14 protein-coding genes are annotated in these 11,941 nt (G+C 71.0%); 9 read left to right on the top strand and 5 right to left on the bottom strand.

The window, feature by feature from the left end; translation table 11 throughout:
• The 9 genes from AB0B85_RS12345 to AB0B85_RS12305 form a co-directional block, all read left to right on the top strand.
• Positions 1–333: GDP-mannose 4,6-dehydratase (locus tag AB0B85_RS12345; RefSeq protein ID WP_357406423.1), on the top strand; the 333-nt coding region annotated here is incomplete at its 5' end.
• Entirely contained in the window at positions 330–1,217 is an 888-nt protein-coding gene (gene rfbD / locus AB0B85_RS12340) for a dTDP-4-dehydrorhamnose reductase (protein WP_357406421.1), read from the top strand. The genes AB0B85_RS12345 and rfbD, both read left to right, overlap by 4 nt.
• Positions 1,214–1,585: a DUF2304 domain-containing protein gene (locus tag AB0B85_RS12335; RefSeq protein ID WP_357406419.1), complete on the top strand. Its 372-nt coding sequence runs from the start codon at positions 1,214–1,216 to the stop codon at positions 1,583–1,585. The genes rfbD and AB0B85_RS12335 overlap by 4 nt, the downstream gene beginning before the upstream one ends.
• Positions 1,578–2,279 (top strand): glycosyltransferase family 2 protein, encoded by a 702-nt coding sequence (locus AB0B85_RS12330; protein WP_357406417.1) that lies wholly within the window; start codon positions 1,578–1,580, stop codon positions 2,277–2,279. The genes AB0B85_RS12335 and AB0B85_RS12330 overlap by 8 nt, the downstream gene beginning before the upstream one ends.
• Positions 2,276–3,586 carry a polysaccharide biosynthesis protein gene (locus AB0B85_RS12325; RefSeq protein ID WP_357406415.1) on the top strand — a complete coding sequence of 437 codons (1,311 nt, stop codon included), beginning with the start codon at positions 2,276–2,278 and terminating at the stop codon, positions 3,584–3,586. Before AB0B85_RS12330 ends, AB0B85_RS12325 begins: the two co-directional genes overlap by 4 nt.
• A 289-nt stretch (positions 3,587–3,875) precedes the next feature.
• Positions 3,876–4,145 (top strand): metal-sensitive transcriptional regulator, encoded by a 270-nt coding sequence (locus AB0B85_RS12320; protein WP_357406413.1) that lies wholly within the window; start codon positions 3,876–3,878, stop codon positions 4,143–4,145.
• Between the two features lie 339 nt (positions 4,146–4,484).
• Positions 4,485–5,879: an MBL fold metallo-hydrolase gene (locus AB0B85_RS12315; RefSeq protein WP_357406411.1), complete on the top strand. Its 1,395-nt coding sequence runs from the start codon at positions 4,485–4,487 to the stop codon at positions 5,877–5,879.
• 38 nt (positions 5,880–5,917) lie between these two features.
• Positions 5,918–6,505: a rhodanese-like domain-containing protein gene (locus AB0B85_RS12310; protein ID WP_357406409.1), complete on the top strand. Its 588-nt coding sequence runs from the start codon at positions 5,918–5,920 to the stop codon at positions 6,503–6,505.
• Between the two features lie 69 nt (positions 6,506–6,574).
• Positions 6,575–7,351 carry a sulfite exporter TauE/SafE family protein gene (locus AB0B85_RS12305; RefSeq protein WP_357406408.1) on the top strand — a complete coding sequence of 259 codons (777 nt, stop codon included), beginning with the start codon at positions 6,575–6,577 and terminating at the stop codon, positions 7,349–7,351.
• Between the two features lie 60 nt (positions 7,352–7,411).
• Here the strand turns inward: AB0B85_RS12305 and prcA are convergent, their stop codons facing one another.
• From prcA to dop, 5 genes are all read right to left on the bottom strand, one after another.
• Positions 7,412–8,242 (bottom strand): proteasome subunit alpha, encoded by an 831-nt coding sequence (gene prcA, locus AB0B85_RS12300; RefSeq protein ID WP_357406406.1) that lies wholly within the window; start codon positions 8,240–8,242, stop codon positions 7,412–7,414.
• 61 nt (positions 8,243–8,303) lie between these two features.
• Entirely contained in the window at positions 8,304–9,143 is an 840-nt protein-coding gene (gene prcB / locus AB0B85_RS12295; RefSeq protein ID WP_357406404.1) for a proteasome subunit beta, read from the bottom strand.
• On the bottom strand, positions 9,062–9,733 hold the full coding sequence (locus AB0B85_RS12290; RefSeq protein ID WP_357406402.1) for an endonuclease VII domain-containing protein: 672 nt from the start codon (positions 9,731–9,733) through the stop codon (positions 9,062–9,064). The genes prcB and AB0B85_RS12290 overlap by 82 nt, the downstream gene beginning before the upstream one ends.
• A gap of 6 nt (positions 9,734–9,739) precedes the next feature.
• A complete protein-coding gene (locus AB0B85_RS12285; protein ID WP_030332902.1) occupies positions 9,740–9,955 on the bottom strand; it encodes a ubiquitin-like protein Pup in 216 nt (71 codons plus the stop codon).
• Between the two features lie 104 nt (positions 9,956–10,059).
• Positions 10,060–11,577: a depupylase/deamidase Dop gene (dop, locus tag AB0B85_RS12280; protein ID WP_357406400.1), complete on the bottom strand. Its 1,518-nt coding sequence runs from the start codon at positions 11,575–11,577 to the stop codon at positions 10,060–10,062.
• Between the last annotated feature and the right edge of the window lie 364 nt (positions 11,578–11,941).

Here is an 11,941-nt window from a genome sequence, read left to right as displayed (position 1 = left end):
CTCCACGTACACGACCACTGCCGCGGCATCGCCCTGGTCCAACACAAAGGCCGACCCGGCGAGGTCTACAACATCGGCGGCGGCACCGAACTGACGAACAAGGACCTCACCGGCCGCCTCCTCGACGCCTGCGACGCCGGCTGGGACCGCGTCGTGCCCGTCACCGACCGCAAGGGCCACGACCGCCGCTACTCCCTCGACATCACCAAAATCCACCAGGAACTCGGCTACACCCCCAGCATCACCCTCGATGCGGGCCTCGCCGACACCGTCACCTGGTACCGCGACAACCGCACCTGGTGGGAACCCCTCAAGACCACACCCACCGCATGACCCGACTACTCGTCACCGGAGCCGGCGGGATGCTCGGCCGGGACCTGGTCACCGTGCTGAACGCCCGGCCCGACCTCAAGGTGACCGCCGCCGGCCGCGCCGACCTGGACATCACCGACCCCACCGCGGTACGCGCGGCCGTCGCCGAGCACGACATCGTGATCAACACGGCGGCGTGGACAAATGTCGACGGCGCGGAGGCCGACGAGGCGGCGGCCACCGCCGTCAACGGCCACGGCGTGGCGAACCTCGCGTCGGCGTGCGCCACCACCGGCGCCCGGCTCATCCAGTTGTCCACCGACTACGTGCTCGCCGGCGACGCACAGACCCCCTACCCGGAGGACGCCCCCACCGCACCGGTGAACGCCTACGGCCGGGGCAAGCTCGTCGGCGAGCAGGCGGTCGCCCGACTGCTGCCCGACACCGGGTACGTGGTCCGCACCGCCTGGCTCTACGGCGCGCACGGTCCGAACTTCGTGGCCACCATGCTCCGGCTCGCCACCCAGCGGGAGTACATCGACGTGGTCGACGACCAGCACGGCCAGCCCACCTGGTCCTACCGGCTCGCGGAACACCTCGTCACGCTGGCCGACGCCGCCCTCGACGGCCAGGCCGCCCCCGGCGTCTACCACAGCACCTGCGCCGGCCAGACCACCTGGTACGGGCTCGCCCGCGCGGCGTTCACGCTCGCCGGTCTGGACCCTGACCGGATCCGACCCACCACCAGCGACCGGTATCCTCGTCCTGCTCCCCGACCGGCGTACAGTGTGCTAGCACACAGCCGCTGGGCGGCCGCAGGCCTGCCGTCGCTCCCCGACTGGCACGCCACCCTCGTCGACGCATTCGACTCCCCCGCTCCGCCCGCTCCGTGGAAGGTCGCATGAAGCTCACCCTCGTCACCGGCTTGACCGGCCTGATATTGCTGGCCACCATCGTCGAGCTGCTGCGCCGCCGGCAGCTGCGCGAGAAGTACGGCATGCTCTGGCTCGGCGTCCTGGTGATCGTCATCCCCCTGTCGCTCTTCCCACGCCTGCTGGACAACGTCGCCGAGCTGCTCGGCGTCGCCTCCGGCGTCAGCCTCGTGCTCTTCCTCGGCATCATCTTCCTGCTGCTGGTCTGCGTGCACCTCAGCTGGGAGGTCAGCCACCTGGAGGAAGAGACCCGCACCCTGGCCGAAGACTTCGCCCTGCTCCGTACCGAGATCGACGCGGAGCGGGCGGCCCGAGACGAACTGGTGTCCCACGATGGTTAACGGCAAGCGGGTCCTGATCATCATTCCGGCGCTCAACGAGTCCGGCTCGATCGCCGACGTGGTCGGCGAGGTCCGCGGCGAACTGCCCGGCGTCGACGTGATCGTCATCGACGACGGCTCCACCGACCGCACCGCCGCGGTGGCCGCCGCGGCCGGTGCCCGGGTGGCCAAGCTGCCGTACAACCTCGGCGTCGGCGGCGCCATGCGGGTGGGCTACCGGTACGCCCGCGACCACGACTACGACGTCGCCATCCAGATCGACGCGGACGGCCAGCACGACCCCCGGTACGTGCCGAAGCTCGTCGACCTGCTCGACGAGACCGACCTGGTGATCGGCGCCCGGTTCGCCGGCGAGGGTGACTACAACGTCCGCGGCCCCCGCCGCTGGGCCATGGTCATGCTCTCCGGTGTGCTGTCGCGCGTCGCCCACACCAAGCTCACCGACACCACCTCCGGGTTCCGGGCCGCCAACCGTCGGGTGATCGACATGTTCGCCACCTGGTACCCGGTGGAATACCTGGGCGACACCGTGGAGACGCTCGTGCACACCGCCCGACGCGGCTACACCATCCGCCAGGTGCCCGTGGCGATGCGCAAGCGGATGGCCGGCACCCCCAGCCACTCCCCCGCCAAGGCCATGATCTACCTCGGCCGCGCCTTCGCCGTCCTCACGTTGGCGCTCATTCGCCGGTGATCCGCCGGCTCCTGAGCCTGGTCCCACCGGGCACCGTCGCCGTCGGCGCCGGCCTGGCCCTGCTGGGGCTCGCCTCGTACGTCCACCTGGCGGTCGCCGGGCACAGCCTCACCGTCGCGGACTACGGCTCCCTGTCCGTGCTCTGGACGATCGTCTTCACGCTCGGCATCGGTCTGTTCATGCCGGTCGAGCAGGAGGTCGCCCGCCTCGTCGCCGGCCGGCACAGTCAGGGCGACACCCCCGGGCCCGTGCTGGCCCGGGGGGCCGTCCTGGCCCTCGGTCTGCTCGTCGCCATCGTCGCGCTGATCATCGCCCTCCGAGGTCCGCTCGCCGACCGGTTCTTCGCCGGTGACGACACCATGGTCGCCGTCCTCATCGGGTCGCTCGCGGCGCTCGCCGTCGCGCACACCACCCGCGGCGTGCTCTCCGGTCTGCAACTGTTCCCCTGGTACGGCACCCAGCTCGGCGTCGACGGCGGCCTGCGCATCGCCCTCGTCGCCCTGCTCGGCCTGACCGGCGTCACCTCCCCCGTCTGGTTCGGCGCGGTCCTGATCGTCGCGCCGCTGATCGGCGTGGCGGTCACCGCCCCACCGGTCCTGCGGGCCATCGGCGGCGGCGTGCCCGTCGCCTGGGCCTCGTTCCTGCGCGGCCTCGGCCTGCTCATCACGTCCAGCCTGCTGTCCCAGGTCGTCGTCAACATCGGCGTGATCAACGTCAAGGTGCTGGACCCGTCCGACGTGGCCACCGCCGGCGCCCTGCTCTCCGCGCTGGTGCTGGTCCGGATCCCGCTGTTCGTCTTCGCGTCGCTGCAGGCGTCCCTGCTCCCGGGCCTGGCCACCTCCGCCACCACCGGCGACCGCGCCGCCTTCAACGGCCTGCTGCGCCGGGCCCTGGGCGTCGTCACCGCGCTCGGCCTCACCGGCGCCGTGCTCGCCGTCCTGCTCGGCCCGTGGCTGGTGCAGACCCTGTTCGACGCGCCCGACGTCCTGGGCCACGGCGACTTCGCCTGGCTGGCGGCAGCCACCCTCGCCTACCTCTGGGCCATGGTCCTCGGCCAGGCGCTGCTTGCGCTCGACCGGCACCGGGCACAGGCCGTCGCCTGGGCCGTCGGTGTTGCCGCGCTGGTGGTCGCTACCCTCGCCCCGGTCGCGACCGCACTGCGGGTCGAGCTCGGCTACGCCATCGGCTCCGTGGTGGTCGCCGCCACCATGGCCGCCCTGCTACGCGGCACCCGCACCGCAGGCTCGGCCCTCGACCCGTCGTCGAGCCGCGAGGCCGTGACGCCGGGAGTCGCCGCAGGGGCGTGACCCCGGCGCGCTCCGGCGCACCGTGGTCACGCCCACCTACGGCGGCGAGCCGTACGTTTCTGGACGTCGCCCGCACCGGCTGAGCACTCCCATCGCGCGGTTTCGTCTCCCGTGGCCACGCCTGCCCGGGGAGCTGCCGGGCTCCCGTGTGCGCCGGGCGGTCGCGCAGCCTTCCGATAGTGACGCAGAGCACCGCATCAGACTGGGGAACGGATACCCCCGGGGGTATGTTGGTCCCATCAGCGAGCGACATACCCCCGGGGGTATCTGACGAGGGCGGTGGGCACACGTGGAGATGAGTCCGATCATGCTGAAGGACGCGCTGACCCGACTGAAGCGCGCGCAGGGGCAGCTCGGGGCCGTGATCGCCATGATCGAGAACGGTGACGACTGCAAGCAGGTCCTCACCCAGTTGGCCGCCGTGTCCAGCGCCGTCGACCGCGCGGGCTTCAAGATCATCGCAACCGGCCTACGAGAGTGCCAGGCGGCTCGTGGGCGCGGCGAGGAGCCGCCGATGAGCGAGGAAGAGCTCGAGAAGCTGTTCCTGGCCCTCTCCTGACCTACCGGAGATCATCGCCCGCGCCGGGGTGACTGCCCCGTGCATTCCCGGTCCCCCGGGTATCCGCCAGCGGACCGCACCGGCGGGGTGAAAGAGCCGCACCGGCACGGCGAGGTGGGGCGCAACGCCCCGCCATCTCGCCGCCGGCGGGAACGTACGACCGACACAGCCGCCGCCCGTACGCCCGTTCTGGTGACGGTGTGCCACCGCGGCGGCTGGCCGCCATGCGCCCACCACCTCGGACAGGCACGGGTGCCGGCTTGCCGGTCTCCCGAGACCGGGCTCGGGCCAACAGCCGACCGCCTACCTACCACCGCAACCGAACGAGGAGACTGAGCAGTGACTGACGTGAGTGTGGAGGTCGTACAGACCTCGTCCCTGGGCGACCGCAGCTATCTTGCCCACGACGGCGAGGTGGCTATCGTCGTCGACCCACAACGGGACATCGACCGATTCCTGGCGCTGGCCGGCAGTCTCGGCGTACGCATCACCCACGTCGCCGAAACCCACCTGCACAACGACTACGTCTCCGGAGGGCTCGCCCTCGCCCGGCTCACCGGCGCGACGTACCTGGTCGCAGCCGACGACACTGTCGACTTCGAGCGGAGCCCGGTCACCGACGGTGACGCGATCACCGTGTCGACGCGGATGCGGCTGCGGGTCGTAGCCACCCCCGGGCACACCTTCCACCACCTGTCCTACGTCCTCGACAGCGAGCACGGCCCGGTCGGCGTGTTCACCGGTGGCTCCCTGCTGTTCGGCACCACCGGCCGCACCGACCTGCTGGGCAAGCAGCACGCCCACACCCTCGCCGAACACCAGTACGCCTCCGTGCACCGCCTCGCCGACCTCCTGCCCGACGGCACCGAGGTGTGGCCCACCCACGGCTTCGGCAGCTTCTGCTCGGCCACACAGTCCGACGCCCCCGAGTCGACGATCGGCCGGGAACGCACCGCCAACCCGGCGCTGCGTTTGGAGGCCGACGACTTCGTCCAGCAGACCCTCGCCGGGTTGGACGCCTACCCGGCCTACTACGCGCACATGGGCGCCCGTAACACCGCCGGCGCCGACCTGATCGACCTCACCCCGGTCGCCGTCGCCGACCCGGCCGCGTTGGCTCAGCGGATCGCCGACGGGGAGTGGGTGGTCGACCTGCGCTCGCGCAAGGCATTCGCGCACCGGCACCTCACCGGCACCCTGAGCTTCGGCCTCGACGGCCCGATGTCGACCTGGCTGGGCTGGATGGCCCCGTGGGGCACCCCGATCACCCTGCTCGGCGACAGCGCGCAGCAGGTCGCCGACGCGCAGCGGGAACTGGCCCGCATCGGCATCGACCGGCCCGCCGCCGCGGCCACCGGCAGCCCCGAGCAGTGGGCCGCCGGTGACGACACCCGGCTGACCGCCCTCACCACGGCGACCTTCGCCGACCTCGCCGCAGCCCGCGCGGGCACCCCGCCACACGCCCTGCCCGCCGCCGACGTGGTGCTCGACGTCCGGATGACCAACGAGTGGCGTACCGGGCACATCGACGGCGCGGTCCACATCCCCCTGCCCGACCTGCCGCACCGCCTCACCGACGTGCCGACCGGCACGGTGTGGGTGCACTGCGGCTCCGGCTACCGGGCCGCCGCCGCCAGCAGCCTGCTGCAACGCGCCGGTCGCCAGGTCGTGCACCTCGACGACGCCTACACCGCCGCCACCGACGCCGGCCTGCCCATCGTTCCCGGTAACTGAAACGTCCCCGCACCACCGAACAGGAGCACCCACACCACATGACCACACCCACCAGCACCCCGGCCAGCGTCGACGTCTCCGCGCTGCACGACCTGCTCGGCACCGACCAGGCGCCCCGGCTGATCGACGTGCGCACCCCCGCCGAGTTCGAGGGCGCGCACATCCCGGGCTCGTACAACGTGCCCCTGGACCTGCTGCGCGAGCACCGCGACGAACTGCGCGCCCACCTCGACGAGCGGATCGTGCTCGTCTGCCGCTCCGGGCAACGCGCCGCCCAGGCCGAGCAGGCCCTCGCCGGCGCCGGCCTGCCGAACGTGCGAGTGCTCACCGGCGGCATCACCGCCTGGCAGGCCGCGCGCGCTCCGATCACCACCGGCAGGCCCCGCTGGGACCTCGAGCGGCAGGTCCGCCTCGTCGCCGGCAGCATCGTCCTGGTCGCCGTACTCGTCAGCACCCTGATCGAACCGGTCAAGTGGGCCGCCGCGTTCGTCGGCGCCGGCCTCACCGTCGCCGCGCTCACCAACACCTGCGCCATGGGCATGATGCTGGCCAAACTGCCCTACAACCGCGGTCCCCGCACCAGTGTCGAGCAGATCGTCGGCGCCCTCACCACGGACCAGCGGTAGCGCGATGCCCTGTCGCTACGGCACACGCTCCCGGCCGGTCGGCGCAGGCCGGCCGGGAGGGGGTGACACATGATCGCCGCAGTCGGGTTCGGTGCCCTCATCGGCGTCCTGCTCGGCCTGCTCGGTGGGGGCGGCTCCATCCTGGCCGTACCCGCCCTCGTCTACGGCGCCAGCCTCACCCTCGCCGCCGCCGTGCCCATCTCGCTGCTCGTGGTCGGCATCTCGTCCGCGACCGCCCTGCTCCCCCGGCTGCGAGCCGGCCTCGTCCGATGGCGGCTCGCCGCCATCATCGGCGGCACCGGCGCGGCCGCTACCTTCGCCGGCGCCGCCGTCAACCGGCTCCTCGACCCTCGGGTCGTCCTCGCCGGCTTCGCCGTCCTCATGGTCATCGCCGGTCTACGGATGTTGCGGGACACCGACGACACCGGCGGTGACTGCGCCCTGCCCGACGGCGGCGTCAACTGGCGTGGTTGCCTGCCCAAATCCGTCGCCGCCGGGCTCAGCGTCGGCTTTCTCACCGGCCTGTTCGGCGTCGGCGGCGGCTTCCTCATCATCCCCGCCCTGGTCCTGCTGCTGGGCCTGCGCATGCCGGCCGCCGTCGCCACGTCACTGGCCATCATCGTCATCAACTCCGCAGCCGGGTTCGCCGCCCACGCCGGCGACGCCACCATCGACTACGGCATCGCCGCCGCCTTCACCGCCGCCGCCGTCACCGGCTCACTGGCCGCCGGCCGGATCGCCACCCGGCTACCCACCCACCGACTGCAACGCGCCTTCGCCTGGCTCGTCTTCGCCGTCGCCGCATTCGTCGGCATCCAGGCGATCGTCAACCCCGCCGCGGCCTGACCAGCCGTGCGGTGACGGCCGCCACCGCCGGCCACCCCACGGCAGCCGGCGAGGCGGATGCTACTTGCCGTCGGCCGGCTTGTCCTCCAGGTCGGCGGAGCCCGCCGACGTCGTCGGCTTGTGCGCCTCCGTGGTCGGCTGCGCCGGCGTGTCCGGCCCACCCGCCTCGGCCGGCTGCTCGGCCGCCGCGACATCACCGTCCAGCAGCGCCGTCAGCGCCGCGCCCGTGATCCGGCGGAACGTACGACCCACCCGCTGACGGTCCAGCACCGCCACCTCGAGCTGGTTGGCCGCGATCGTGCGCGCCGCGCCACCCTCACCACCGACGCTGCTCAACGCCTGCACCGCCACCCGGGCCGCCTCACCGAGGGACATGTCCGCGCGGTGCTGCGACTTCAGCACACCGGTGATCGCCTCGGCCTGGCCACCCATCGCCATCCGCCCCGGCTCGTCGTTGACCGAGCCGTCGTACGTCAGCCGGTACAACTCGTCGTCGTCCGCGGTCGCCCCGACCTCCGCCACGCAGATCTCCACCTCGAACGGCTTCGACTGCTCGGTGAAGATCGCACCGAGCGTCTGCGCGAACACGTTGGCCAGGGCCCGTCCGGTGACATCACGCCGGTCGTAGCTGAGCCCGTTCAGGTCGGCCATCCGCACACCGGCCCGGCGCAGATTCTCGAACTCGTTGTACCGACCGACCGCGGCGAACCCGATCCGGTCGTAGATCTCGCTGACCTTGTGCAGGGCGCTGGAGAGGTTCTCCGCGACGAAGAGCACCCCGCCGGTATAGCTGAGGACCACGGCGCTGCGACCCCGAGCGATGCCCTTGCGGGCCAACTCGGAGCGGTCGCGCATGATCTGTTCGGGCGAGGCGTAGAACTGCATGGCCACGGCGGCGGTTCTCCTTACGGCGCGGTGCTGACGACAGCTGACTGGTGGGGGTGGACGGGGCTCAACCGCCCGGGTTCTCCATCCGACCGGCGACCACGCCCTCGGCGATCGCCGCCGTCTCGGCGTCGGTCAACCGGCGGGTGCCCTCGGCGGTGGCGGTCATCACCACCGGATAGATCCGACGGGTCAGATCCGGTCCGCCGGTCGCGGTGTCGTCGTCCGCCGCGTCGTAGAGCGCCTCGACCGCGAGGCGGGTGGCGTCGTCGACGGACAGGCCGGCCCGGAACCGCTTCTTCAGCGCCGACTTCGCGAAGAGCGAGCCGGAGCCGATGGCGTCGTAGCCGGTCTCCTCGTACGGACCACCTGTCACGTCGAAGCTGAAGATCCGACCGGCCCGCGCCGGATCTCCTGCGGCCAGGTCGAAACCGGCGAACAGCGGCACCACGGCCAGGCCCTGCATCGCCGCACCGAGGTTGCCGCGGATCATCGACGCCAACCGGTTGGCCTTGCCGTCGAGCGAGAGCATCGCGCCCTCGATCTTCTCGTAGTGCTCCAGCTCCACCTGGAACAGTCGCATCAGCTCGATCCCGATGCCCGCCGTGCCGGCGATCCCCACCAGGGAGTACGCGTCGGCCGGGTGCACCTTCTCGATGTCGCGCTGGGCGATCAGGTTGCCCATGGTGGCCCGACGGTCGCCGGCCATCACGACGCCACCGGCGGCCGAGATGGCCACGATGGTGGTCGCGTGCGGCGCCAGGTCGGCTGCCATGCCCGGCGGCAACGGCCGCCGGCCGGGCAGCATCTCGGGGGCCACCCGACTCAGGAACGTCGTGAAGGAGGACGTCCCCGCGTTGGTGAACACATCTGGTAGACGCCCGGATGGATCAAAGCCCGCTGCCACGTGGTTCCTCTCAGATACGTGATCGCCCTGGCCAGCCTCATGGGACTGTCACGGAACTGGCCAAGACCACCGTTGCAGTTGAAGCAGAGTATCCCGCGCACCCATCCGGTGCGATGATCGTGGTCCAGATGTTGCGGGTCGGCACCGCCACAGATCGCGCACACCCCGCCCTGCTCGGCCAGGAGCTCCTGAAACTCCTTCTCCCCCACGCCGTACCGCCGCTGCAGGTGGTACTCGCGAGTCCCGCCGTAGAGCCGCTGCGCCGTCTCTTTGCCGCGTGCGTTGTGGCAGGGCTTGCAGTAGCTGTGCCGACCACTGGCCTTGGTCGTGGTGGTGGGGAACTCGTCCAACGACTTGATTTGCTCGCAGTCCGGACACCACTTGAAACCGTCGCCTACCGGCGTCGGCGACTTCTTCTGCGGCGCCATGCCCCGCTTGCGCCGGCTCGCCTCAGACCGACCATTGGCGCACGCCTTGCAGTAGAAGGCGAGGCCGTCCACCCGGCGCCGATCACGGTGGAAGTCGCTGCGGGCCAGCACCCTCTTGCACTGCGGGCATGCCTTACCCAGAGGGTCGATCAAATCGGACATATGCCCCTATTGACCCCCTTTCTGTACATAACCCCTCACGAACTCCTCTGCGTTTTCTTCGAGGACGGAGTCGATCTCGTCGAGGAGGTCGTCGACGTCCTCGGTGATCTCGGCGTGCCGCTCGGCCACCTCGGGGTTGGCCTCGGTGGTGACGTCCTCGATTTCCTCGCCCTGACGGGACTTGCCGGACTGCGACTGGCCGCCGCTGTCATGAGTGGCCACTGCTGCCTCCTCCACGATCGTCTGCGATGAACTTACCTCGCGCGGGCGACGAAAAGCCCGCCGCGCGCCGGCTTACGGCACGCGACGGGCATAAGGACGTACGTTCAGCCGCCGGTCAACGTCTCCAGCAGATCCTTCGCGCTGGCACAGCGGTCGAACAGTGCTCCGACGTGCGCACGCGTGCCGCGCTCCGGCTCCATCATCGGCACCCGGACGAGCGACTCCCGGCCCACGTCGAAGATCACCGAGTCCCAACTCGCGGCGACGACCTCGGACGCGTACTGGGCCAGGCAGCGACCCCGGAAGTAGGCCCGGGTGTCCTCCGGCGGCTCGGTCATCGCGGTGCGCGTCTCGTCGTCGGTGAGCAGCGTCTTCATCGCCTTTCGGGTGACCAGGCGGTGGTAGAGGCCCTTCTCCGGCCGGACGTCGGAATACTGCAGGTCGACAAGTTGCAGCTTGTGCGAGCCCCAGCCCAGCTTCTCCCGCTCCCGGTAACCCTCCAGCAGCCGCAGTTTCGCCACCCAGTCCAGCTCGTCGGCGCAGAGCATCGGATCGCGGCCGAGCCGGTCCAGCACGCTCTCCCAACGGTCGAGCACATCGACGGTCTGCTCGTCGGCGTCGGTGCCGTAGCGGTCGTCGACAAAGGACCGGGCCCGTTCCAGGTACGCCCACTGCAGGTCGAGTGCGGTCAGCCGGCGACCGTCGCGCAGTCGCATCCGGTGCGTCAGGCCGGGATCGTGACTGACCGCGCGCAGCTCGCTGACCGGGTCCGCGATGCCGAGGTCGGCGCCGAGCGCCTTCTCCTCGATCATGTTGAGGATCAGCGCGGTGGTGCCGACCTTGAGGTAGGTGGAGATCTCGGAGAGGTTGGCGTCGCCGATGATCACATGCAGCCGGCGGTATTTGTCGGCATCGGCGTGCGGCTCGTCGCGGGTGTTGATGATGGGTCGCTTGAGGGTGGTCTCCAGGCCCACCTCGACCTCGAAGAAGTCGGCGCGCTGGGAGATCTGGAAGCCGCTCTGCCCGCCGTCCTGGCCGATGCCGACCCGGCCCGCGCCGCAGACGATCTGACGGGTGACGAAGAACGGCGTCAGGTACGCCACGATGTCGGCGAACGGGGTCTGCCGGCGCATCAGGTAGTTTTCGTGCGCGCCGTAGCTGGCACCCTTGTTGTCGGTGTTGTTCTTGTAGAGGTGGATCGGCTGGCTGCCCGGGATGGTGGCGGCCCGGCGCGACGCCTCGGCCATCACCCGTTCACCGGCCTTGTCCCAGCGCACCACGTCTCTGGGGGTGGTGACCTCCGGGGTGGAGTATTCGGGGTGGGCGTGGTCGACGTAGAGCCGTGCGCCGTTTGTGAGTATCACGTTGGCGAGGCCGAGGTCCTCGTCAGCCAACGCCTCGGCCGGGTCGTAGGCGGCCCCGGAGTAGGTGAAACCGCGGGCGTCGCGCAGCGGCGACTCTTCTTCGTAATCCCAGCGGGCCCGACCACCCCGGTTGAGCTCGGGGCGTGCCCCGTAGGCGTTGACCACCTGTGATGAGGTGACCATCGGGTTGGCTCCGGCCTGCCCGGGCACGGAGATGCCGTACTCGACTTCGGTGCCCATGATCCGACGTACCGTCATGCGACCACTCGCTTCGCTCGCCCCTGCAGCCGGCGTACCCGCCGCTCACACCATCGAGACTAGTCTGCGCGGTGGCCTACTGCGCGGCCCTGCCGGTCGGCGCGGCGCGGCTGACGTGCCGTGGCCGGCCCCCGGGGCACCGCGCCCAGCCGGCTGACCGCGCCGGTCCATCCTGTGGGTTGCGTCGATGGCCTGCTGAGCGCCTTGGTCAATTGTGGGGAGTCGCCGTACGGGTGACGACGACGCCGGAGCCCCGGGGCGCCGACGGGATCGTGGAAACAGTAGCGGTGGGACGCACGCGGCGGGGGGCGCCCCCCCAGCAGCCGGCGCCCCCCCGCCGGGCGGCGGAAAGGCGGGGTTTGTG

Source organism: Micromonospora sp. NPDC049044, from assembly GCF_040649215.1.
In the GTDB taxonomy this organism is placed as follows: Bacteria; Actinomycetota; Actinomycetes; order Mycobacteriales; family Micromonosporaceae; genus Micromonospora.
This window is presented reverse-complemented; position numbering and strand designations above follow the sequence as displayed.

Excerpts from the sequence above, each read along its gene's own strand:
- AB0B85_RS12290 (WP_357406402.1), bottom strand. The coding sequence starts at position 9,733 with ATGTCCGATTTGATCGACCCTCTGGGTAAGGCATGCCCGCAGTGCAAG.
- dop (WP_357406400.1), bottom strand. The coding sequence starts at position 11,577 with ATGACGGTACGTCGGATCATGGGCACCGAAGTCGAGTACGGCATCTCC.
- AB0B85_RS12335 (WP_357406419.1), top strand. The coding sequence starts at position 1,214 with ATGAAGCTCACCCTCGTCACCGGCTTGACCGGCCTGATATTGCTGGCC.
- rfbD (WP_357406421.1), top strand. The coding sequence starts at position 330 with ATGACCCGACTACTCGTCACCGGAGCCGGCGGGATGCTCGGCCGGGAC.
- AB0B85_RS12310 (WP_357406409.1), top strand. The coding sequence starts at position 5,918 with ATGACCACACCCACCAGCACCCCGGCCAGCGTCGACGTCTCCGCGCTG.
- AB0B85_RS12305 (WP_357406408.1), top strand. The coding sequence starts at position 6,575 with ATGATCGCCGCAGTCGGGTTCGGTGCCCTCATCGGCGTCCTGCTCGGC.
- AB0B85_RS12330 (WP_357406417.1), top strand. The coding sequence starts at position 1,578 with ATGGTTAACGGCAAGCGGGTCCTGATCATCATTCCGGCGCTCAACGAG.